The sequence below is a fragment of the Chryseobacterium sp. SIMBA_029 genome (genome assembly GCF_046535275.1).
Classification (GTDB): domain Bacteria; phylum Bacteroidota; class Bacteroidia; order Flavobacteriales; family Weeksellaceae; genus Chryseobacterium.
Genome location: NZ_JAWRXA010000006.1, coordinates 168,437 through 192,216 on the forward strand (window position 1 = coordinate 168,437; position 23,780 = coordinate 192,216).

24 protein-coding genes are annotated in these 23,780 nt (G+C 35.6%); 10 read left to right on the top strand and 14 right to left on the bottom strand.

Translation table 11 applies throughout. From position 1 onward, the window contains the following. Positions 1-247 precede the first annotated feature (247 nt). Positions 248-976 carry a hypothetical protein gene (locus tag SB679_RS12605; RefSeq protein ID WP_410702678.1) on the top strand — a complete coding sequence of 243 codons (729 nt, stop codon included), beginning with the start codon at positions 248-250 and terminating at the stop codon, positions 974-976. A gap of 44 nt (positions 977-1,020) precedes the next feature. After that, positions 1,021-1,203 (top strand): bacteriocin, encoded by a 183-nt coding sequence (locus tag SB679_RS12610; RefSeq protein ID WP_410702679.1) that lies wholly within the window; start codon positions 1,021-1,023, stop codon positions 1,201-1,203. A gap of 53 nt (positions 1,204-1,256) precedes the next feature. Here the strand turns inward: SB679_RS12610 and hemB are convergent, their stop codons facing one another. Beyond that, positions 1,257-2,246 (bottom strand): porphobilinogen synthase, encoded by a 990-nt coding sequence (gene hemB / locus SB679_RS12615; RefSeq protein WP_410702680.1) that lies wholly within the window; start codon positions 2,244-2,246, stop codon positions 1,257-1,259. A 119-nt stretch (positions 2,247-2,365) separates the two neighbouring features. Here hemB and SB679_RS12620 point away from each other — a divergent pair, with 119 nt between their 5' ends. From SB679_RS12620 to SB679_RS12630, 3 genes are all read left to right on the top strand, one after another. Then, the gene (locus SB679_RS12620) at positions 2,366-2,716 is read left to right on the top strand and encodes a T9SS type A sorting domain-containing protein (RefSeq protein ID WP_410702681.1); all 351 of its coding nucleotides are present in this window, start codon (positions 2,366-2,368) and stop codon (positions 2,714-2,716) included. Positions 2,717-2,820: 104 nt separating this feature from the next. Then, the gene (locus tag SB679_RS12625; protein ID WP_410702682.1) at positions 2,821-3,732 is read left to right on the top strand and encodes an ABC transporter ATP-binding protein; all 912 of its coding nucleotides are present in this window, start codon (positions 2,821-2,823) and stop codon (positions 3,730-3,732) included. Positions 3,733-3,737: 5 nt separating this feature from the next. Further along, a complete protein-coding gene (locus SB679_RS12630) occupies positions 3,738-5,048 on the top strand; it encodes an ABC transporter permease (RefSeq protein ID WP_410702683.1) in 1,311 nt (436 codons plus the stop codon). A gap of 78 nt (positions 5,049-5,126) precedes the next feature. On the opposite strand, the gene SB679_RS12635 is transcribed toward SB679_RS12630, so the two are convergent. The 8 genes from SB679_RS12635 to SB679_RS12670 all read right to left on the bottom strand — a co-directional run bounded on the left by SB679_RS12635 (position 5,127) and on the right by SB679_RS12670 (position 12,877). Beyond that, entirely contained in the window at positions 5,127-5,795 is a 669-nt protein-coding gene (locus tag SB679_RS12635; RefSeq protein ID WP_410702684.1) for a porin family protein, read from the bottom strand. Positions 5,796-5,812: 17 nt separating this feature from the next. Beyond that, on the bottom strand, positions 5,813-6,685 hold the full coding sequence (sucD, locus tag SB679_RS12640) for a succinate--CoA ligase subunit alpha (RefSeq protein WP_034710058.1): 873 nt from the start codon (positions 6,683-6,685) through the stop codon (positions 5,813-5,815). A 90-nt stretch (positions 6,686-6,775) separates the two neighbouring features. Beyond that, positions 6,776-7,678: an LpxD N-terminal domain-containing protein gene (locus tag SB679_RS12645; protein WP_410702685.1), complete on the bottom strand. Its 903-nt coding sequence runs from the start codon at positions 7,676-7,678 to the stop codon at positions 6,776-6,778. A 70-nt stretch (positions 7,679-7,748) separates the two neighbouring features. Then, positions 7,749-8,312: an elongation factor P gene (gene efp, locus SB679_RS12650; RefSeq protein WP_410702686.1), complete on the bottom strand. Its 564-nt coding sequence runs from the start codon at positions 8,310-8,312 to the stop codon at positions 7,749-7,751. A gap of 53 nt (positions 8,313-8,365) precedes the next feature. Continuing rightward, positions 8,366-9,157, bottom strand: coding sequence for an acyl-ACP--UDP-N-acetylglucosamine O-acyltransferase (gene lpxA / locus SB679_RS12655; protein WP_034710055.1), 792 nt, complete (start codon positions 9,155-9,157; stop codon positions 8,366-8,368). Then, positions 9,158-10,555: a bifunctional UDP-3-O-[3-hydroxymyristoyl] N-acetylglucosamine deacetylase/3-hydroxyacyl-ACP dehydratase gene (locus SB679_RS12660; RefSeq protein WP_034710054.1), complete on the bottom strand. Its 1,398-nt coding sequence runs from the start codon at positions 10,553-10,555 to the stop codon at positions 9,158-9,160. It abuts the gene before it with no gap. After that, entirely contained in the window at positions 10,548-11,579 is a 1,032-nt protein-coding gene (lpxD, locus tag SB679_RS12665; protein WP_410702687.1) for a UDP-3-O-(3-hydroxymyristoyl)glucosamine N-acyltransferase, read from the bottom strand. The genes SB679_RS12660 and lpxD overlap by 8 nt, the downstream gene beginning before the upstream one ends. A gap of 71 nt (positions 11,580-11,650) precedes the next feature. Beyond that, a complete protein-coding gene (locus tag SB679_RS12670; protein ID WP_410702688.1) occupies positions 11,651-12,877 on the bottom strand; it encodes an HD domain-containing protein in 1,227 nt (408 codons plus the stop codon). A 203-nt stretch (positions 12,878-13,080) separates the two neighbouring features. On the opposite strand from SB679_RS12670, the gene SB679_RS12675 reads away from it, so the two are divergent. The 5 genes from SB679_RS12675 (at position 13,081) to SB679_RS12695 (ending at position 18,573) form a co-directional block, all read left to right on the top strand. Next, positions 13,081-13,854, top strand: coding sequence for an NYN domain-containing protein (locus tag SB679_RS12675; protein ID WP_410702689.1), 774 nt, complete (start codon positions 13,081-13,083; stop codon positions 13,852-13,854). Positions 13,855-13,967: 113 nt separating this feature from the next. Continuing rightward, positions 13,968-15,611: a S41 family peptidase gene (locus SB679_RS12680; RefSeq protein WP_410702690.1), complete on the top strand. Its 1,644-nt coding sequence runs from the start codon at positions 13,968-13,970 to the stop codon at positions 15,609-15,611. Positions 15,612-15,866: 255 nt separating this feature from the next. Then, complete coding sequence (locus SB679_RS12685; RefSeq protein WP_034710049.1) at positions 15,867-17,411, top strand: bifunctional response regulator/alkaline phosphatase family protein; 1,545 nt, start codon at positions 15,867-15,869, stop codon at positions 17,409-17,411. Positions 17,412-17,518: 107 nt separating this feature from the next. After that, a complete protein-coding gene (locus SB679_RS12690; RefSeq protein WP_410702691.1) occupies positions 17,519-17,809 on the top strand; it encodes a YciI family protein in 291 nt (96 codons plus the stop codon). After that, positions 17,809-18,573 (top strand): exodeoxyribonuclease III, encoded by a 765-nt coding sequence (locus tag SB679_RS12695; protein WP_410702692.1) that lies wholly within the window; start codon positions 17,809-17,811, stop codon positions 18,571-18,573. Before SB679_RS12690 ends, SB679_RS12695 begins: the two co-directional genes overlap by 1 nt. Before the next feature lie 56 nt (positions 18,574-18,629). On the opposite strand, the gene SB679_RS12700 is transcribed toward SB679_RS12695, so the two are convergent. The 5 genes from SB679_RS12700 to rfbC form a co-directional block, all read right to left on the bottom strand. Then, positions 18,630-19,001 (bottom strand): septal ring lytic transglycosylase RlpA family protein, encoded by a 372-nt coding sequence (locus SB679_RS12700; RefSeq protein WP_410702693.1) that lies wholly within the window; start codon positions 18,999-19,001, stop codon positions 18,630-18,632. Positions 19,002-20,048: 1,047 nt separating this feature from the next. Beyond that, complete coding sequence (locus SB679_RS12705) at positions 20,049-20,783, bottom strand: hypothetical protein (RefSeq protein ID WP_410702694.1); 735 nt, start codon at positions 20,781-20,783, stop codon at positions 20,049-20,051. A 23-nt stretch (positions 20,784-20,806) separates the two neighbouring features. After that, positions 20,807-21,451, bottom strand: coding sequence for a hypothetical protein (locus tag SB679_RS12710; RefSeq protein ID WP_410702695.1), 645 nt, complete (start codon positions 21,449-21,451; stop codon positions 20,807-20,809). A 379-nt stretch (positions 21,452-21,830) separates the two neighbouring features. After that, positions 21,831-23,132 carry a 30S ribosomal protein S12 methylthiotransferase RimO gene (gene rimO / locus SB679_RS12715; RefSeq protein ID WP_410702696.1) on the bottom strand — a complete coding sequence of 434 codons (1,302 nt, stop codon included), beginning with the start codon at positions 23,130-23,132 and terminating at the stop codon, positions 21,831-21,833. 96 nt (positions 23,133-23,228) lie between these two features. Further along, a complete protein-coding gene (rfbC, locus tag SB679_RS12720; RefSeq protein ID WP_410702697.1) occupies positions 23,229-23,774 on the bottom strand; it encodes a dTDP-4-dehydrorhamnose 3,5-epimerase in 546 nt (181 codons plus the stop codon). Between the last annotated feature and the right edge of the window lie 6 nt (positions 23,775-23,780).

Here is a 23,780-nt window from a genome sequence, read left to right on the forward strand (position 1 = left end):
CTAAAAGCGCGACACAATTTATTTATTTTAATCTTTTGAAAATCAAATAATTACAAATAAAATAACCATTAAACTTAGGTTAATACATTTTTTTCTTTGACTTATCAAAACAATAAATACACTAAAAAAAAATTAAATAGCGGTGTATATGGAAGAAGGGTTGTCTGCAAAATAAGTTTATATTAAGATCTACTGCATTTCTATTTTATTTCTATAATTTTATGACACGAACCAAGAACCATGTATTATGGAAAATAATCAAGACCTTACCGATCTTCTTGCTTTAGATCTGGGCATCAATATTACCAACCGCAGACCCTACGCCAAAGAAGTTTTCAAATGGCAGGATATGGAATTACTTCCCCACTCTTCCGCCGACACTCTGTTGTGTGAAATTTTTGAATGGAACGGAAGAAACTGGAGAACGACAGAAAATAATCTGATCGGATTTTTATTTTCCGGTGAAAATCTAGCTACCGTTAAAAACCAATTAATTAATACCCCAAAACATCAGGCGCTAATTCCTGATTTTGAATTTACCAAGGACAGCATGATCGAATATGGTCTTTCCTTACCTTCTTTATTCAATATTGGCGTTAACGGAAATATTAAAAGTGCCAAAAACTTTTCGGTACGGGTGAATGGCGTTACCAAAGCCAGAATTACGAATATTGATTCGCCGGGAATTGAAATTTTAAAAAATTATTCTGCCTTTACTCAAAATGAATCCAAATCGTACAGAAAAAACATTAAGTTCAATTATCTGAGTACGTCATTATTTTATGCTGAAAGCGTTGAAATATTCCTGGAAAAAGAATCCGGAGTAAATCTTGATGTCAGTTTTCAAACACAGGATGTAGAAGTTGATGCTAAAATTGATACGGACACAACGCAGCATTTTGTATTAAAATATTCCGGAAACCAGGCTCCTTTTGCTGCAAAATTTACGAAAGGAAAAGATTTCAATATCATGTGATATATTTTAATTACTTTAGAGATCTTAACCCAATCAATCTCGATATGAAAAAATTAACAAAAAAAGATCTAAAGAAGATTAACGGTGGAGACATCAGACAGCCGGATGGCAACAATAACTGTCAACCGGGATGGTATTTATGTCCAACCAACATCTGTGTGTATGACAACGGAGGGCAGGATCCAATTGTTCCGGGTGCTCCGCATTACCATGCATGTTTTGGCTAAGATTAAAAAATCCCCTTCAAAATTTGAAGGGGATTTTCTTTTCCTATGAGGAATTATTTATTTAAAAGTATTGCCGCTTCTTTAGCGAAATACGTAAAGATCAGGTCTGCACCGGCTCTTTTAAAGCACGTTAAACTTTCAATAATCGTTTTGTCATTATCCAGCCAGCCGTTTTGGGCAGCTGCTTTCACCATAGCATATTCTCCACTTACGTTGTAAACAGCAATGGGAAGATCAATCGCCTCGCGCACTTTGGAAACAATATCCAGATATGGAAGTCCCGGTTTGATCATGATAATGTCCGCTCCTTCCTCAATATCTTTAAATACTTCATTCAACGCTTCACGGGAATTGTGGAAATCCATCTGGTAGGTTTTTTTATCTTTTGGAATCTCCATGTCGTCTTTAGGAGCACTGTCTAAAGCACTTCTGAAAGGCCCATAGAAAGAACTTGCATATTTTGCCCCATAACTTAAAATTCCTACATCGGTAAATCCGCTGTCTTCCAATGCTTCACGAATGGCAAGGACTCTGCCATCCATCATGTCACTTGGTGCCACAATGTCAGCTCCTGCCTCGGCATGGGATACAGACATTCTTGCCAGAGCATCGTTGGTAGCATCATTTAGGATTTTTCCATTTTCGATGATTCCGTCGTGTCCGTAAATGGAGTAAGGATCCAGGGCAACATCCGGCATGATGATCATTCCCGGAACGGCATCTTTTATCGCTTTGATGGTATTTTGCATCAATCCGTCTTTGTTCCATGCTTCTTTACCAGTATTGTCTTTCAGATGGTCTGACACTTTCATGTAAAGGTTGACAGATTTTACTCCCAAAGAAAATAATTCTTTACATTCCTTCACCGTCAAATCTATACTCCGCCTGAATATCCCAGGCATCGACGGGATCGCTTCCTGTTTGTTTTCGCCCTCCATTACAAAGATTGGCATTACAAAATCATCAGTTGTAAGAATATTTTCTCTTACCAAACTTCTGATAGATTCATTAACTCTAAGTCTTCTATTTCTTGAATGTATCATTTTTGGAATACTTTTTGAATAAGTTTCTACAAATTTACTATAAGTTCTATAAAAAACTATTGCAGGAGATTATAGAATTATTTAATTTTGTTAGAATAGATTTAAGAAATTATAATTTGATGAAAAAACTTTTACTTTTATTTTTATTTTTAGGCACTTTTGTTGGATTTTCCAACAATTTTAAAGCTCAGCTTAGAGAGCCTGGTTCCATCTCACAGAAATCTGATGATGGTGTACTGGTTGCCTATCCAAATCCTGCAAAGGATTTCCTTATTATCAAGGCAAAAGATTCTGCATTAAGAATCAAGAGTGTGACTTTTTATTCTATCTTAGGTACCCAAGTCGCCAATTATGCTGTCAACATGAACTCCGGAGAAATTAATATTGAAAAATTAAAACCCGGAAAATATTTGATTCGCTATATTCTAAGCGACAATACGCAAAAGGTTACTCAAATAGTAAAACAATAAATTCAAATCCTGATAATCATCAGGATTTTTTCTTTTACAACACTTCTATTTCAATTATTCCGTAACTTTCAGGACTTTTATATACTCATTATAAAAACAATTTAATGCTAAAAGCCGAACATATTACAAAGACTTATAATGCAGGGAAAAAGACAGCATTGGATGATTTCAGCATCCACGTCCCACCCGCAAGCATTTATGGTCTTTTAGGCCCCAACGGAGCCGGAAAAACTTCATTCATCCGTATCATCAATCAAATTACACAGGCTGATTCCGGAGATGTATTCATCAACGGAGAAAAGCTTAACGCCAGCCACATCCGGGACATCGGTTATATGCCAGAAGAAAGAGGGCTATATAAAAACATGACCGTGGGCGATCAGATCCTTTATTTTGGAGAATTAAAGGGAATGACTAAAAACGATGCACTGAATGAAGCTAAAAAATGGTTTGAAAAACTGAATATCGATCAATGGTGGAAGAAAAAGCTGTCTGAACTTTCAAAAGGGATGGCTCAGAAAATCCAGTTTGTAGTAACAGTCCTTCACCGACCACACCTTTTGATATTAGATGAACCTTTTTCAGGTTTTGACCCTGTGAATGCTAATCTTATCAAAGATCAGATCATCGATCTTAAAAATAACGGCACCACGATTATTCTTTCTACCCATAGAATGGAAAGCGTTGAGGAAATGTGTGATTATGTTGCGCTGATCAACAATTCTAAAAAAATTATCGACGGTAAAGTCTTTGATGTCCGGGAAAAATTCAAGAAAAATATTTTCGGAGTTACGCTTTCTGAAGTGGATGATGCCCAGTTAGAGCATTTCAAAACCAAATACGAAATTTTTAATTCTTCTCATGAAAATGAACTGGTTTCTTTTGACTTAAAAAATAACAGTGATCAGAACAGCATCATTCTGGATCTTGTGAATGTTGGAAAAGTGAGATCATTTGACGAAAAAATTCCCAGCATGAATGAAGTGTTTATTAATGCCGTAAGTAATCATCCTTAATTTTTATGAATAATATTTTTTTAATTACAAAAAGGGAATTTCTTACACAGGTTAAGAAAAAATCCTTCATTATATTGACGCTTTTGGCTCCTGTGATGATCATTGCATTCGGAGCCGTGGTAGGATTAATGTTCAAAGCCAATGAATCACACAGCATCATTGAGGTGGTTGACAAAAGCGGACTTTTTAAAGATCAGTTAAAATCCAATGACAAACTTAATTATGTCTTTGTTTCTGCAGCTGATGAAAAATCCAAGATCAATAATTTAAAAGGCAATGAATCATTGGATGGTATCTTGATTTTACCGGAGTTGAAAAACCAGAATTTTGATGACCTGGAACACAGCACCAGATTGGTGGTTAATAATAAGATCGGCTTTGATACCAAGCAGAGAATCGTTTCGGATATCATCAACATCATCAAAAAAGAGAAGATCAAGCAACTTGGAATCCAGCAAGCCCAGATTAATGATCTTGATAAAAATTTCACGCTGAAAACCATTAATGTATCAGATAATAATAAAGAGGATTCCGATCTTTCTTTTGGTGTTAAAACCGGTTTAAGCATGGTGTTGATGTACGTCACCTTTATGTTCATTATCATTTATGGAGTAAGGGTGATGAGAAGTGTTCTGGAGGAGAAAAACAACCGTGTGGTTGAAATTATTATTTCTTCTGTAAAGCCGTTTGAGCTGATGATGGGGAAAATTTTAGGGGTAACGCTGGTTGCTCTGACGCAGTTTACGATCTGGATCACCATGTCAGTTATTGGAGCATTGGTTCTTAATACGGGTTTTTCACCTTTCCAGAAAAATATTCCGGGAGGAAATGAAGAATTGGTGAGCAAACTTGATATTGGCCAGATTGCAACTCAGGTTTCTCACAGTTTACTGGAACTTAATTTCCCGTTAATTATTTTTGTTTTTATTGTGTTTTTCCTATTGGGATATATTTTTTATAGCTCAGTATACGCCGCCATCGGTTCTGCGGTAGATAATGAAACAGAAACGCAGCAGTTTACGCTTTTTGCCATTTTACCACTGACTTTGGGAATGTATGGAAGTTTTTCTTTAATGAATAATCCTGATGGTCCTTTGGGCTTCTGGCTGTCTATTATTCCCTTTACCTCTCCTGTTGCGATGATTGCAAGGATTCCTTTTGGAGTTCCGGCCTGGCAGATTGCTCTTTCTATTACACTATTGCTGATTACCACTATTTTCATGATATTCCTGGCCGGAAAAATATACAGGGTAGGAATCTTAATGTATGGGAATAAGGCTACTCTAAAAGAGCTTTGGAAGTGGATTAAAGGATAAAATAAATCTAAAATCTATAAAAAAATAAAATCCCGGGAATTTCTTCCCGGGATTTTTTATGTTTCTGAAAACAGAATTTTATTTAAAGATGTAGTTTAAGCTTACACTAATAACCTGTTCAGATTTAGATTTTGTAGTCCCTTTAGGTTCGTTATCAAGCCCTGGATATGTATTGGAAAGACCAAGATCATATTTCAGCGCTAATTCCAGCTGCCTTTTGTAGCTGTACCCAACTCCCAATCCTATCCCAAAATTGAAACTGGCAGCTTTTCCAGTTACTCCAGGATATAATGGATTAGTAACATCCGGGTCATAATATTCTCTTCCTACTGGTGAGTTTTTAACATTTTGGCTTACCAAAAAGTTAAATCTAGGACCTACCAATCCAAAAAACTCTGATTCAGCTTCTGAAAAATAGCCTTTAAAATAGATCGGTACGCTCAGATAGTTATTAGCATATACTGCATCATATCCACTTCTTCCTTTAGCATCTTTATCTTTTCCTGTTTCTCCTGCTCCGTAGTAGGTAACTTCGGGCTGAATGAAAAACTGGTTAGATTTCCCTACAGGGATTAGGGCTAAAGCACCTCCCTGAAAAGCAAATCTTGCTCCTGAAGGATTGTGGGCATTTCTTACACGGGAATAATTACCTCCTGCAGTGACACCAAATCTCGTACTTGAAAAATCAATCTGGGCGAAAGATAAAGTAGAGAGTGTCAATGCTGAGGCTAATAAAAGTTTTTTCATATTGTTTTGTTTTTTAATTATGCTAAAATTTTCGCAACAGTTGCTCCGATATCAGCCGGAGAGTCTACTACGTTGATTCCGTTTTCTCTCATGATCTGCATTTTTGCCTGAGCAGTATCTTCATCACCTCCAACGATAGCACCAGCGTGTCCCATTGTTCTTCCTTTAGGAGCAGTTTGTCCTGCGATAAATCCTACTACTGGTTTTGTAGATCCACTAGCTTTGTACCATCTTGCTGCTTCAGCTTCCAGTCCACCACCAATTTCACCGATCATTACCACCGCTTCCGTTTCAGGATCGTTGATGAATAATTCTAATGCTTCTCTTGTTGTTGTTCCGATGATTGGGTCACCACCGATACCGATTGCTGTAGAAACACCGAAACCAGCTTTTACCACCTGGTCTGCAGCTTCATAAGTTAAAGTTCCTGATTTAGAAACAATACCTACTTTTCCTTTTTTGAAAACGAAACCTGGCATAATACCAATTTTAGCTTCTTCAGAAGTAATAATTCCTGGACAGTTTGGACCGATTAATCTGCAGTCTCTGTCAGCGATATAAGATTTTACTTTTACCATATCTGCTACAGGAATACCTTCAGTAATACATACGATTACTTTGATACCTGCTTCTGCAGCTTCCATAATAGCATCTGCAGCAAATGCAGGTGGTACGAAAATGATACTTACGTTAGCTCCAGCTTTTTCAACAGCATCAGCTACCGTGTTAAATACAGGTTTTCCTAAGTGCTCGCTACCTCCTTTTCCTGGAGTAACACCACCTACTACATTGGTTCCGTATTCAATCATCTGGCCTGCATGGAAAGTACCTTCGTTCCCTGTAAATCCTTGTACAATTACTTTAGAATCTTTGTTTACTAAAATTGACATTTTATTGTTGTTTTAATTTATTTATACTTTTATTAATGCTCACAAATTTACTTAATTTTCTTTGATTTTGGATAAAAGCTTCCAATTTGTTTATTTGAGATTTCTCAGCTTTACTTCTTTTTTCAAATAGGTTTTAAAATCTTCTGCAAACATCCCGATATAGGTTCCTTTTTCAAGGTCTCTATTGACTCCTGTTTTCCCAAGAATCACCGATCCGCTTTCAATGGTATTCCCTGATGCCATGCCAACCTGTCCCCATAATGTAACCTCATCGCCAATGATACAGCAGCCGGCAATTCCTACCTGAGAAGCAATAAGGCATTTTTTTCCAATAACGGTATCGTGGCCTACCTGTATCTGGTTATCTAATACTGAGCCCTCTCCAATAACGGTAGAATCTGTAACTCCTCTGTCGATGGTACAGTTGTTTCCGATCTCAACATTGTTTTCAATAATGACATTTCCTACAGAAATCAGCCTGTCGAAGTTTCCGTTCAGTTTTCTGTAATAGAAAGCATCTCCGCCTAATACGGTTCCGGATTGAATGATAACATTATCTCCAATAACCGTTCTGTCTCCAATGACTACATTAGGAAAAATAAGGGTATTTTTTCCTATCCTCACATTATTGCCGATCACTGCCGAAGAGTGTATTTTAGTACCTTCTCCGACTTCTACATCATGTAGTTCTTCTGTGAAGTTATATATTTTTGTAAAGTGGGTATTGATTTTATTAAAGTCTCTGAAAGGATCATCAGAAACCAAAAGGGCTTTGCCTTCCGGGCATTCCACCTCTTTGTCGATCAGGATGATCGTAGCGGCAGAATTAAGGGCTTTGTCATAGTATTTGGGATGGTTAACAAAAACGATATCTCCTGGCTGTACCATGTGAATCTCATTAGTTCCCAATATTTCAAAGTCTTCAGGACCAATAAATTTTGCATCGATTAATGATGCAATGGTCTTAAGTTTTTGTGGAGAATGAAATTTCATAACAATTAATTTTCTTATAAAACAAAATTCGGAATGCTAGTGCAAACCGAATTTTTATAAACTTTATTGATTATTTTACTCTTTCTAAGTAAGAACCGTCTTCTGTGCTCACTTTGATTCTGTCTCCCGGTTCAATGAACAAAGGAACCATTACTCTTGCTCCTGTTTCAACGATAGCGTTTTTCAGGGCATTGGTTGCTGTATTTCCTTTTACACCCGGATCAGCTTCAATAACATCTAAGAAAACTGACTGAGGAAGTTCTGCAGAAAGCGGCGTTTCATCTACTTCTTTCAAAATGATTGTTACCTCTTCACCAGCTTTCATAAACTGAGAGTTTTCGATCATTTCTTTATCAAGATAAAGCTGAGAAAAATCGTCATTGTTCATAAAGTGGAATCCATTCTCATCATCGTAAAGATATTGGAATTTTCTGGTAATTACTTTTACTTCTTCAATTTTGTGACCCGCAGAAAATGTATTATCAAGAACTTTTCCATTTGTTACTGATTTCATTTTTGTTCTTACGAAAGCAGGACCTTTTCCAGGTTTTACGTGAAGAAATTCAATGATCTTGAAAATATCATTGCTGAATTCGATGCAAAGTCCTTTTCTTATATCGTTACTTGTTGCCATTAATTTATATATTATCTTTTGTTTTTTAACTGATTTTTATAGGAAGGGAAATGTTAGCTTTCCTTACCTGTTCCGTATCCTTTTACAATACCTCTTGGAGAGTTCTGGATAAACTGAAGAATTTCATCTCTTTCAGCAGTGGGAAGCATTTCTTTCTCAATATGAGAAATAGCCTGTGAAACATTCATTTTCATCTGGAAAATGGCTCTGTAGATTTTTTGGATTTCGAATATTCTTTCGTTGGTAAATCCTCTTCTTCTTAATCCTACAGAATTGATTCCTGCGTATGCCATCGGTTCTCTCGCCACTTTAACGTAAGGAGGAATATCTTTTCTTACTAATGTTCCTCCGGAAATCATCACGTGTTTTCCGATTTTCCCAAATTGATGCACAGCAGAAAGACCTCCCATTACGGTATAATCTCCAATTTCCACATGTCCTGCAATCCCGCATCCGTTTACGATGATAACGTGGTCACCAATAATACAGTCATGGGCAATGTGAGAAGTTGCCATAATAAGGCAGTTTGCACCTATTTTAGTAAATCCCAGAGCTTTTGTTCCCCTGTTTACCGTTACACATTCTCTGATGGTCGTATCGTCTCCAATAATAACCTGAGTATCTTCCCCATCAAACTTTAAATCCTGCGGAATCGCAGAAATTACCGTTCCTGGAAAAATCCTGCAGTTTTTCCCAATTCTTGCCCCATCCATGATGGTTACATTGGGTCCAATCCACGTTCCTTCTCCAATTTCCACATCACCTGCAATTGTAGTAAATGGTTCTACAATAACATTTTTGCTGATTTTCGCACGTTTATCTACGGCTGCTAATTGATGAATCATTTAATCAACTTTATTTTTTGCAACTTGAGCCATCAGCTCTGCTTCTACCACTACGGTATCTCCTACATATCCATATCCCTGCATATGTACAATGCCTCTGCGGATTGGTTCAATCAATTCTATTTTGAAAATGATAGTATCTCCCGGCACTACCTTTTTCTTGAATTTTACTTTATCAATTTTAATGAAATAGGTAGAATAGTTTTCCGGATCCGGAACGCTTGCCAATACCAGGATTCCTCCGGTTTGTGCTAATGCTTCCACCTGTAAAACCCCTGGCATTACCGGTTCTTTTGGAAAATGACCAACAAAGAACGGTTCGTTCATGGTGACATTTTTCAATCCTACTACATGAGAATCTGAAAGTTCAAGGATTTTGTCTATCAATAAAAATGGAGGTCTGTGAGGCATAAGCTTCATAATTCCATTGATATCAAAAACAGGTTCTTTCGTTAAATCAAAATCAGGAACATTTTTTTTCTTCTGCAATTTCCACTGGCGATTTAATTTTTTCGCGAACTGGGTATTTACAAAATGTCCAGGTTTATTGGCTATAACTTTTCCTTTTATTTTTACTCCTGCTAAAGCCAGATCACCGATTACATCAAGTAATTTGTGTCTTGCCGCTTCGTTAGGATAATTCAGGTTAAGATTATCAAGAATACCATTTGGACGAATAGACACATTGTCTTTTCCAAATGCTTTTTTTAATTTTTCAGTCGTTTCCGGGGTAAGATCTTTGTCAACATATACGATCGCGTTGGAGATGTCCCCACCTTTGATCAGACCGTGATCTAAAAGCATTTCTAATTCGTGTAGAAAGCTGAATGTTCTTGCCGAGGAAATTTCTTCTTTAAATTCTGAAATATTTTTCAGAGTAGCATTTTGAGTCCCCAATACTTTGGTCCCAAAATCTACCATAGTCGTAATTTCGTAATTATCTGAAGGGATAATGGTAATTTCTGAACCCGTTGCTGGATCACTATAGCTAAGAACTTCTTTTACTACCAAATACTCTCTGGCAATACCTTGTTCTACAATTCCCACACTTTCGATAGCTTCTACAAAAAACTTTGAAGAACCATCTAAAATTGGGGGTTCAGAAGCATCCATTTCCAACATTGCGTTATCTATGTCACAACCCACTAAAGCTGCCAGAAGATGCTCACAAGTATTGATTTTTACGCCTAATTTTTCTAATGTCGTTCCTCTTTCTGTTGCTACAACATAGTTTACATCAGCTTCGACCTGAGGGTGCCCCTCTAAATCTGTTCTTACAAAGACGAAACCTGTATTCTCTTTAGCAGGTTTAATGGTCAGTTTTACTTCTTTACCAGTATGAAGGCCAATTCCAGAAAGTGTTACTTCTTGCTGGAGTGTTTTTTGCATATCACTCATTAGTATGATCTTTTGAGTTATCCTCAAGATTATTTATTCTTTTTACAATTTCAGTAAAATTCCTGAAATGAACATAATTTCTGCGGAAGTCAGAGGCTGTAATTGCCGGAGATCCGTATAATACCTCTTTATCTTCAATATTATTATTCACGCCGCTTTGTGCCTGAATTTTAACCTGATTTCCAATATTGATATGCCCAACGATTCCTACCTGTCCCCCAATCTGGTTCCAGTTGCCGATCGTTGTAGATCCTGCTATTCCCGCCTGCGCAGCAATTACATTATTCTGGCCTATTTTTACGTTATGTGCGATCTGGATCAGGTTATCTATTTTAGTTCCTTTACCAATGATGGTAGATCCTATCGTAGCTCTGTCGATGCTGCAGTTTGATCCTATTTCCACATCATCTTCAATGATAACATTTCCAAGCTGAGGAATCTTCTTGAATCCGTCGGCCGTCGGCTGGAAACCAAAACCATCACCGCCAACTACGGTATTGGAATGAATCACACAGTTATCGCCAATGATGCAATAATCATAAATCCTCGCTCCGCTGTCAATCTTGCAGTTCTTCCCGATTCTTACTCCTTTTCCTATATACACATGGGGATAAATTTGGGTCCCCTCTCCTATTTTCGCTTTTTCCGAAACATAGGTAAAAGCTCCAATATACGTTTTCTCTCCAATAAGTGCAGTAGAATGTATAGAAGATCCGTCTTCTATTCCATCTTTTCTGCCCTGCATCTCCTGATACAGATTCATCAGAATCTGAAAAGCAAGATAGGCATCTTTTACTGCAATAATGGTGGGGGTATAGTTATCTTTAACCAAAAGGTCCTCCGAAACAATAAGTACGGAGCACTTTGAGGTGTCCAAAAAGTGTAAAAATCGTTCTTGTGCTATAAATGACAGATGCCCGGATTCTCCATTCTCTATTGGTGAAACTCCAGTAATAAGTGCGGTTTCGTCACCTATTATTTTCCCGTCAATAAAACTTGCAATTTGCGAAGCTGTAAATTCCATATTCTGCAAAGATAAGAAATTCTATAATTCGCAAACATTTTTTAGTTTTGGATCGTAAATTTTAATATTATTTAAGAATTTATTTTAAAGATTTCTCTGGGGAAAGTTAAGATATATCTTACTGTTTTATTCACCATCAATCCAGATAAAAGCTGATCTTCAGACTCTTCCAATCGTATTTTTTTGCCATTTTTTTGCAGCAGATAAATAGGCTGTTTTTCTGTATCATACGGAAGAAGTTTTCTTTTGATCTCGTGTACCAATTCAGCCCCGTTATCAATTCCAAAAAATTCATTCGTCTTCATTATTTTTTCTTCAATGAATTCTTTTTCAAACTGATGCGATGAAACAATTGTTTTGGGAAGGTTTCTCTGGATCACACATTTACACCAATAAGACAAAATAAAATCGTCTGAATTCTGCCATACTTTCATCGCCTGAATGACATCATTATCATCAAGCTGCGTAAATCTTTCTACATCTTCATCCGTTGCTGAACTTTTCCCGCGGTATAAGAAATATTTCAGATTTTCCGTTGCCGGCAGATCGATTCCCTGTGAGACTAAATATTTTGCTCTTTCTAAGATTTTAACCAGAATAAATTCTGCCAAAGCGGAGGTTTTATGGTAATATACCTGCCAGTACATGAACATTCTTGCTGCCAAAAAGTTCTCAATGGAGTAAATTCCTTTTGCATCAATCACCAATTCTCCTTCGTCACAGACATTCATCATAGAGATAATTCTTTGGGTATTGATATTCCCTTCTGATACGCCTGTAAAAAAGCTGTCGCGGTTTAAATAATCCAACCGGTCCACATCCAACTGAGAAGAAATAAGCTGATTAAAAAATTTCCTGTGGTATTTACCCTGAAACATTTCAATAGCCAATGACAGTTCACCCTTAAACTCATCATTCAGCCTGTTCATCAGCAAAAGCGATAAATTTTCATGATGCCAGTCGTCCATCAGCATACTTTCCAGTGCATGGGAAAAGGGCCCGTGGCCGATATCGTGCATTAAAATTGCCAGCATTGCCCCTTTTTCCTCTTCTTCCGATATTTTAATTCCCTTTTGTCGTAAGGTTTCCAACGCAGTAAACATCAGGTGCATTGCTCCTAACGCATGATGAAATCTTGTATGGGTTGCACCCGGAAAAATAAGGTTTAATAATCCGGTTTGAGAAATTCTTCTCAGTCTTTGAAAATAAGGGTGCTCGATGATATCGAATAAAATTTCGTGAGGGATTTTGATGAATCCGTGAACGGGATCGTTGATGATTTTAAGCTTATTCTGCATTGAAAGTCCATATTAATACACAAATTTAGGGAAATTAATTTTTAGCATTATTTAATTTTTGTTCACAATTATCCTGTAATTAATCAGAAATGATAAAATTTAACAGAAAAATCCTACTCATCTCATAAAATTTGAGTATATTAAATTTTATAAATTACTAAACACCGAAATATACCTTCATTGTTTCACAAAACACCCCACTTATGAGTGACAAAAAATTTAATATCGCTATTCTTATCGATGGTGATAATGCTCAGGCTAAATTATTAAAAGAAACAATTGAAGAAGTTTCCAAATACGGCAAAGCGACCATCAGAAGAATTTATGGTGACTGGACTTCCCAAAGTATGAATTCCTGGAAAGAGCTTGTGAATCTCTATTCCATTAATCCTATTCAAAAATTCTCTTATACCAGCGGAAAAAACTCAACGGATGGAGCGATGATTATAGATGCGATGGATATTCTGCACGGAAAAAGTGTGGAAGGTTTCTGTATCGTTTCAAGTGACAGCGATTACACAGGCCTTGCCAAGAGAATCCGTGAGGAAGGGCTTTTTGTAATGGGCATCGGGGAAAAGAAAACCCCGGAAGCTTTTGTGAAATCATGCGATATATTTACCTATACTGAAAACATTTCTCCCAAAATACGGAAAGACGCCAAAGCAGACGGTCAAAAAGAGAAAGAAAATAAAGCGGCAGGCAAACAGAAAAAAGAGGCTTCGAGTGCTAAAAATCCTCAGTTTCAAAGTTTCTTATCGCCGAATGATGAAGAAACAATTTTAAAAGCATTTGAAATTTCCGCCAACGAAAATGATATGGCATTTATTTCCACCCTTGGCACCAATATCAGAAAAATAGACCCGAGTTTTGACTCCAGAACGTATGGCTATTCTACTTTATCAAAACTTTTTGATGATCTCCCTCACTTTGAAGTGGTACGAAATGAAACCAACCATCCTTTATTAAAGAGAAAATAAAAATCGTCTATAACTTCTGAAAATATAAAATTTTTCACAGTACCATAACCATTCAACTTTTTGTTGGATTAATGGCTTTACCTTTATCTTTGTTTTAATAACCCATTATTTTAATGAGAAGCTTCTCTTTTATCATTCTTTTTCTGGTAAGTTTTACTTCTTTTTCTGCGCAATCTATTTCTGAGACTCAAAAGTTGGAATCGCTTTGTAAAGTCTGGGGATTTTTAAAGTATTATCATCCCAATGTAGCAAAGGGAAATTTTAATTGGGATCAGCAGCTTATTCAAAAGATTAATGAACTTGAAAAAATTAATGATAAAACGCAATTAAATGAACTGTATTCTCTTTGGATTGATAGCCTTGGAAACGTTGAAGAATGTGCAAAATGTACTTTAGCAGCACCAAAAACAGAATTCCTGAAAAATTTTGATCTAAGCTGGATTGATCATGATGATCTTTTCACGAAAGAAGTCAGCCAAAAACTTCATTACATCCAAAACAACCGGAATATCGAGGAGCCTTATTATTTTGGAATAAGTGAAAGAAAAGTGTTTTTCAGAAATGAAAATTCTTACAGCACCAAATTTACTTCAACATCCATCAGCCTTTTAGAATTATTCAGATACTGGAATCTGGTTGAATATTTTTTTCCCTACAAATACAAGACAGATCAAAACTGGAATGATGTTCTGACAGAAATGATCCCGAAATTCCTCAACAGTACTGACGATGTACAGTATCATCTGATCCTGGCAGAGCTGGTGACAAAAACAGATGACTCCCATGCTTTTTTATTTTCACCACTCATCAGCATGAATCAGTATGGAAGAAGAAAAATTCCTGTAGAATATTCATATGCTGAAGGAAAGTTAGTGGTTACCAAGATCAATGGTATTCAATATCAAGAAGAAATTCCTTTGAAAATAGGAGATGTTATTTATAGTGTTGACGGAAAAACCATTCCGCAGATGGTAAACAGCTTTGGGAAATATATTCCGGCCTCCAATTCCTGGGGAAAAATAAAAAAAGCGAAAAGCCTGTTTCTTTTTTCAAACAAAGATTCTTTGGAGCTACGATTAGAGAGAAACGGACAGAATTTATCGGTAAAGGCAAAAACCTATCTCCCTCGTGATATCATTAGTGAAAAGAAGGCTTTACCTGAAAAATGGAAATTTATAGATCCTGAAAAGAAGATTGGATATGTCAACATGGGAATTATTGAAAGAGATAACCTTGAGGAGATGTACCGGAATTTAAGAACTGCAGAATCCATCATTTTCGATTTGAGAAATTATCCCAAGCAAACCATTATTCCTTTAAGCAGGCTTATCCTTCCTGAAAACTCGATTTATTATCAATTTAATTTCCCTGATGGCAAATATCCCGGGAAATTTTACAGCCGGAAAAACAGCATCGGCCTGCATAATCCTGATTACTATAAAGGAAATGTGGTGATTTTAGCAGACGAAAACACCCAAAGTCAGGCAGAAACCACCACCATGATGCTGAAACAGCATCCCAGATCAAAAGTCATAGGAAGCTATACTTCCGGAGCCAACGGAGATGTAATCACTTTTAATATAGCCGGTCTTAAAACTAGTTTTACCGGTATTGGAGCCTATTATCCGAATAGAATGGAAACGCAGCGAACAGGAATTATTCCTGATATTTATATACAGCCGACAGTGAAAGGATTGCAGGAAGGAAAAGATGAAGTTTTGGAAAGGGCGTTGGAATATATCAGAACCGGAAAGTAACTTTTTGAATTCAGACTGAAAAGTCAGATGTATAACCCTTATCCTATATCTTTAAAAGAGGTAATTTGTCTTATGCATTTTCCGAAAAAAAACTTATTCTGTATCCTTTAAATGTGGTATCTTCATGGTGAATTATGTTGATTCTACCGCGTCAGTTTTATTTAACTAATATTTAACCTTTTATTCCCCTATTTTAGGAGATTTTTGAAAGATTTGGTCAACATTTTGATACTATAACCATGTAAAAAATAAATTATGTCGGAAAAGATATTATGGATAGATGATGAAATAGATTTACTTAAGCCCCACATCGTGTTTCTAGAAAAAAAAGGTTATCAGGTAACCCCTGTTAACAACGTGAATGAGGCATTAGAACTAATGGATTCAGAAAAGTTCGCCTTAACCCTTATTGATGAAAATATGCCTGGAATTTCCGGGCTTGAAGCGATTCCTATGATTAAAGAGAAAGATAATTCTCTGAAAATCGTAATGGTAACGAAAAGTGAGGAAGAACATATTATGGAAGAGGCTATCGGGTCTCAGATTGCAGACTATATTTTAAAGCCTGTAAATCCCAACCAAATCCTGTTGTCGTTAAAGAAAAACCTTCAGGAAGACAATCTTGTAGAACAGAAAACAATTTTACAATACCAGCAGGAATTCAGAAACCTGTCTCTTGAGCTATCTTATTTAAGAACGTATCAGGATTGGGCGGAATATTATAAGAAGATCTTAAGCTGGGAGATTAAATTTGATAAAGTGGCAGATAATGAGTTTGCCGATCTTTTACAGTCACAAAAAGAAGAAGCCAATATACAGTTCGCAAAATTCGTTGAAAATAATTACGAAGGATGGCTTACGGATTCTGAAAAACCCCTGATGAGCCACACGCTTTTCAAAGAAAAGGTAAAACCGGAAGTAGAAAAAGAGAAAGTTCTTTTATTGATGGTAGACAATCTGCGTTACGATCAATGGAAAGTGATAGAGCCTTTATTTACCAAATATTACAATAAAGTTTCAGAGGATTATTATTACAGTATTCTTCCTACGGCTACACAATATGCAAGAAATTCATTTTTTGCGGGCTTGATGCCCTCTGAAATAGAAAAACGTTTCCCTGAAAAATGGTTCAACGATAATGAAGAGGGAAATAAAAACGAATTTGAACGTGATTTTCTGGAAGATCAGATGAAAAGAATTGGCTTGGGATCTAAGTCAATGAAATATCTTAAAGTCCTGAATGCTGATTTTGAAAGAAAAATCTACGATGATTTTAACCAGCACAAGAACAATGATCTATTGGTGATTGTGTATAACTTCATTGATATTCTTTCTCATGCTAAAACAGATAACCATATTGTAGATCAGCTGATTCGTGATGATAAAACGTTCAGATCACTTACTTATAACTGGTTTGAGAATTCATCCATTATCAAGATCATTAAGGCAGCGGCAGAAAGCGGATATAAACTGGTGATCACTACCGATCATGGAACAGTATACGTTAAAAAGCCAAGTAAAGTGGTGGGAGACAGAGAAACCTCTACCAATATCCGTTATAAAACCGGAAAAAGCTTAACATATGACACCAGTGATGTTTGGGCGGTTACGAATCCTGAAAAGCTATTTTTGCCTAAAGGAAATCTGAGCTCAAAATATATTTTTGCGAAGAACAATATTTTCCTTGCCTATCCAAAGAATTACAATCACTTTGTGAACTACTATAAAGAAACCTACCAGCATGGTGGCATCTCACTGGAAGAGTGTATTATTCCTTTCAGTGTTTTAGAACCTAAATAGTCTGTAAGGTTACTTCATTACATAAGAAGCGGAAAAGATCAGTTGATCTTTTCCGCTTCTTTTTTTCTATAGTCTTGAAGAGTTTATATCTTCGTAGAAAAAACGCAATGTATATTATTTCACTTACCTACAAAGTTTCCATAGATCATGTTGAATCCCTGATTCCAGAACACAATGCCTTTCTTCAAAAATATTATGATTTAGGACTGTTCATTGCTTCCGGAAGGAAGGAACCGAGAACGGGAGGAATTATTATTGCCAATGCGGAATCAAAAAGTGAAATAGAAATGATCATCAGGGAAGATCCTTTTTATATTCATCAAATGGCAGATTATGAAATCACAGCGTTTATCCCCTCAAAATATAATGAGAATTTTAAATTTTTTATAAAAGACTAATGAAATTAATTACTTATAACGTCAACGGCATCAGAGCTGCTTTTACTAAAGATTTTTTAGGCTGGTTAAAAACAGCGGATCCTGATATTATCTGTATTCAGGAAAGCAAAGCCGGAAACGATCAGATTGACATCGAAAGCCTCGAAAAACTTGGGTATCACAGTTATTGGCATTCTGCTGTTAGAAAAGGATACAGCGGCGTAGGAATAGCCTCTAAAATAAAGCCTAACCATGTAGAATTTGGATGCGGTATTGAAAGCTATGATAATGAAGGGAGAATCATCCGTGCGGATTTTGATGGATATTCTGCTATTTCAGTGTATGTCCCCTCTGCTTCCAATATTGAAAGGCTGGATTTCAAGATGCAGTTTTGCCATGATTTTTTAGCCTATATAAAAGAATTGAAGAAAGAAATTCCAAACCTTATCATTTCCGGAGATTTCAACATCTGTCATCAGGCTATTGATATTCATGATCCCATCCGCTTAAAGAATGTTTCCGGCTTTTTACCGATGGAAAGGGAATGGATGACCAACTTTATCGAAGAATGCGAATTGATCGACAGTTTCAGGTTTTTTAATAACGAGCCTGATAACTATACCTGGTGGAGTTACCGGCAGAATTCCAGAGCGAAAAACAAAGGCTGGAGGCTAGATTATACCTTCGCATCATATACTTTAAAGGATAAGCTTACCAGAGCCGTTATTTTAAAAGAAGCGGTGCATTCTGACCACTGTCCTGCTTTGGTAGAATTAGATGTATAAATGAAAATAAAAAAGCCAGCTGAATCAGCTGGCTTTTTTTAATTTAAAATCATAAATTAATCGACAATTTCATATTCTACCGGAATCGTACCGTGATCGGTATTTCCGATTTCATCGAACGCGGCTTTAGAAATATCTAATGCTCTTGATGAATGGAAAGGCCCTCTATCATTTATCCTCACTATAACCTCTTTTCCATTGTTCAAATTGGTAACTCTAATGTTAGTCCCAAAAGGAAGCGTTCTATTTGCTGCGGTAAGCTTTGAATTATCAAAGATCTCGCCGCTGGCTGTTTTTCTACCGTTAAATTTATCGTGGTAGTACGATGCATAACTTGTTTTTTTCGCATCTACGGCATTATTTTTGAAAGAATAAATACCTAGCGTTGAAATCATCATTATGATTACGAGAATGAATCTTTTCATCATTTTGAACTTTTATTGGTTTTGACGGGACAAATGTATCAGGAATCTTCTTAAGTCCCTACTCAATTTGTTAAAAATCGTTAACAAAACCTTAATTATATGTTAACGAACCTTGTAACTCCTTACCAATAGGCTTTTTAGACCACATTGTTAAATAACGTTAAAAATATAAGCAAAACGTTAACGAAATTAACAAATTGAGTTATTTTTAGAAAAAACAAAAATATCAAAATACTGAAAATCAACACGTTATCAAAATTTAAATTTAGCCAAAAATCCGATTCTAAAATTCTTTTACAAGATAAATTTTAAGATTATTACTACTTGTGGGTCGGCTTACATTTATCTTTAAAAACCTGTTTCACCTTTGTCAAACCGCATTTTTGGATATTCCAGAATACAAATAAAATAAGTGTTATGCTATGATTGTTAATATAAATAATTTCCTTAACGAGCTGTTTTTACATTAATTACATTTTCATATTTATAAATAATAGATCTTTTTTCAAAATTCATTAATTTTTTATGCTAAAGTGTCGAATTAATTTGGTGTTTTTTGTCTCCATTTTTAAATCCGGCCTTAATTTATTATACTTAATCTAATTTTTTCCTATCGATTTCTGACAAAAATTTCATTTCTATCGTTTGATCGTCCATTCAAATTTTGCAGCTTTAATCCTGTGATTAAAATACACCTATTCTTCTGAGCTATTTTCATACGAGCTAATTCAATCATCTTTAGAGGTTATTCCAGAAAGTTTTCTGGTCTGGATATGCTAGCTTAATTCAAAATAGAACTAGTATCCAAGATATTTACTTTACACAATTAAAATCCCTTGATCTGAAACACATAAATACAGCATATAAGCATTCTAGTTATTTTAATGAGATGTTCCTATATTTTTTCAACTCCCATATATACTACTTGTTTACAGAGGAGAGTTTCTTAAATGATTAGTCCAAAGATTTGATCATGAGTTTTTGCTAAGATGGTAAAACAAAAAAGCCAATGATTAATCATTGGCTTCTATATATTATAAAGATACAATCTTACTTTAAATATTCTAATACATAATCGTATGTTCCAGACGGATACACTACAGACATACTAGGAGATCCTGTAATTGCATTTCCTGCTGAAGTACCTAATGTATAAGAGTATAAACTTCTGTCATATACTACATTAGTACCTGTTTTATAGATTGTAATTCCATACATACCCGTCATACCAGTTGGTGAAGGGATATTCACCGCTGTTGAACTTCCAGTAGCTGCAAAAGTTCCTTTGATAGCATATATAGGAGCATTACCTATAGATGTATTTGTAAGTGTTTCAGCAGTACCTATACTTATTTTTGGACTTGTTCCCACTGGTAACCACTGACCTGTAGTAGTAGCTGTCGGGCTACCTGGATTTGAAAAATAATAGAAACCTGGCACTACAGCCTGCCCTCCAATTCCAGATCCAGTACCAGGAGTATTACCTGTACCTGTATTATAAACAATTATACCATCAAACCTGTTAGGGTTATTTGCAGGTAAATAACTACCATTATTAGTTAGTACTAATTGAGTTAAATCTGTTCTAGGGAACAAAATACCTTTACCTAAAGTAGAACTTCCATTCCATGTAGTAGAACTTGAAGCATCTAAAAATGCTGTACTATTATTAATGGAAGCATTAGCTACAGTTTGATTAGCTTTAATTTGAGCTTGGGAATTAACATTAAAAGCTAAAGCAGTAACAAATGCTAGACCAGCCTTTAAAAAATTATAATTTTTCATATCTGTTATTTATTTTATTAAAATTATTGAAGACTATCACTAAACCACGAAATACCATCAGTAATTAAACTAATACCTGTTGCATTAACTATTACACCTGCACCTGTTGATTTATAATCAGTACTTGAAATAGTTGGACCAGTTCCACCAGTAGCTTCAAAAATCTTAATTGTTTTTCCTGCCATAGCAGCAGTAGGGGTTGGTAAAGTAACAGTAGAAATAGTAGTTGCATTAAGGATAACACAATTACCTACATCAGTTGCCAAAATAGCTGCTGTACTACCAGAGCTAATTGTTCTAAAACTAGGAGCCGCAACTGCACCTCCTCCACCAACAGCAATCCACGTGTTGGTTGATCTACCATCATAATAATAGAATCCTGATGCTGTCACATTTACTGTTTTAGCCGTAGCAGTACCATCAATGGTATTTACAAAAACCAAAGCACCATCTTGAGCTGCAAGGTAAACTGGATCTTTACCATACAATTGTGCTCTTGTCATACGAGGGACCAATAGCGCATCAGGTCTAGTATTATCTGTTGTAGTGGCTACAACATCTAAAGTAGCTGCAGGTGACTGTGTGTTAATACCAACACGCCCTTGCTGAGCCTGAGAAAGCGCCGCAAATCCGACTAACATAGTCGCTGTTAATAAAAATTTTTTCATAAGTTTTTAAAGATTTTAATTACATTTTTTTTTCATCAATATTTTAAAATGGGAAATATATTCCAACTTGTGCATATTCAAATCTATCTATAAACAAACAAGTTACATTCTATCTGATTGAATTTGAGCACACACCTAAACTGAAGTATATAATTTTAGAATATTGTTTATAGTGCAAATTTAAGATATAATTTCATATTACGTACGTTTTATACAAAAAAAATAATTAACATTAGTCACCAAAACCACAACTCACTAAATAACAATAGAGTATGAATTTTGATAAAAAAAAGTAAGACATTAAATTTTCTTAATATATTTCAGTCAAACTAAATTTATTTACTTTATTGTTTAAAACTTAACAACGATAAAGTATTAATTATACTAATTCCCCATATAAATCAAATTCTTCAGCAGAAGTTATTTTTACGTTGGCAAATTCACCAATAGAGATGTAGGTTTCCTCAGCTGAAACCATAACGGTATTGTCAACATCCGGAGAGTCATACTCTGTTCTGCCAATGAAATAATTACCTTCTTTTCTGTCAAAAACGCATTTAAAAATTTTACCAATTTTTTCCTGATTCTTTTCCCAAGAAATCTGAGACTGCAGTTCCATAATTTCTTCCACTCTTGATTCTTTTACTTCCTGAGGAATATCATCCTCCAATACATGAGCGGTAGTATTCTCTTCGTGGGAATAGGTAAAGCATCCTAATCTGTCAAATTTCTGTTCTTTTACCCAATCTTTCAATTCCTGGAATCTTTCCTGAGTTTCTCCAGGATATCCTACGATCAGGGTTGTTCTGATAGCCATATCAGGAACTTTCTCTCTGAATTTTGATAGCAGGGCATTGGTTTTTTCATGCGTAGTCCCTCTTTTCATTGATTTCAACAAATCAGAGTTAATATGCTGAAGAGGAATATCTATATAATTACATACTTTAGGTTCTTCTCTGATGATGTCTAATACATCTTCCGGGAAACCGCTAGGAAAAGCATAATGAAGACGAATCCATTCGATACCGTCTATTTTCACTAATTCTTTTAATAAATCTCCAAGGGCACGTTTTTTATAGAGGTCTAATCCATAATACGTCAAATCCTGAGCGATTAAGATCAGTTCTTTTGTTCCTTTTTTGGCCAGTTTCTGCGCTTCAAGGACTAATTTTTCAATGGGGGTAGAAATGTGTCCACCTCTCATCAAGGGAATTGCACAGAAAGAACAAGGTCTGTCACATCCTTCAGATATTTTAAGATAAGCATAGTGTCTGGGAGTGGTAGTAAGCCTTTCTCCTACCAATTCATGTTTATAATCTGCTCCCAGGTGTTTTAATAAGATCGGAAGATCTCTGGTTCCAAAATATTGGTCTACATCGGGAATTTCTCTGATCAAATCAGGCTTATATCTTTCGGAAAGACATCCTGTAACAAATACCTTTTCAACTTCACCTCTGTTTTTAGCCTCTACATAATCAAGAATTGTATTAATTGATTCTTCTTTTGCATTATCTATGAATCCACATGTATTGATTACCACAATATCTCCCTTGTCTTCATGTACCACTTCCTTTCCATTGGCTTTCAGCTGGCTCATTAATACTTCAGAATCATATACATTCTTGGAACATCCAAGAGTGACAATATTGATTTTCTTCTTCCCTACAGATTTTGTGCGCATCTTTTTGATTTTGAGTCTGCAAAGATACGAAATAATAAAGAGTATAGATTATAAAATACAAAACCACTTTAATAAAGTGGTTTTTAATATCTTAGTTTAAAAGTTTCCTTCAGTAAATTTTGGTAGGTTTTTATCTTTTTCTGAAAGCTGAATAATATCTAAAGGTAATTTCCAGTCAATATTTAGATCCAGATCATTCCATATTACGCTTCCCTCAGAATCCTTATTATAAAAATTATCACACTTGTAAGAAAATATAGCAGTCTCACTTAGTACCGAAAAACCATGTCCAAAACCTCTTGGAACATATAATTGAAGTTTATTTTCTGGAGTTAACTCTATTCCAAACCACTGTCCAAAAGTAGGAGAATCTCTACGAAGATCTACTGCAACATCAAAAACTTTACCTTCAAGACAAGATACTAGCTTTGCCTGTGCATGTTCTCCTTTCTGTAAATGCAATCCTCTCAACACTCCGTAAGAAGATTTTGAGATATTATCCTGAACAAAATGACCATTCATACCAGTCAGTTCTTCGAATTTCTGCTCGTTATACTTTTCAAAAAAATATCCTCGGTCATCTTCAAAAATAGTTGGTTCTAATACATAACAATCCTTTAAAGGAGTTTCTCTTATTTTCATATTTAA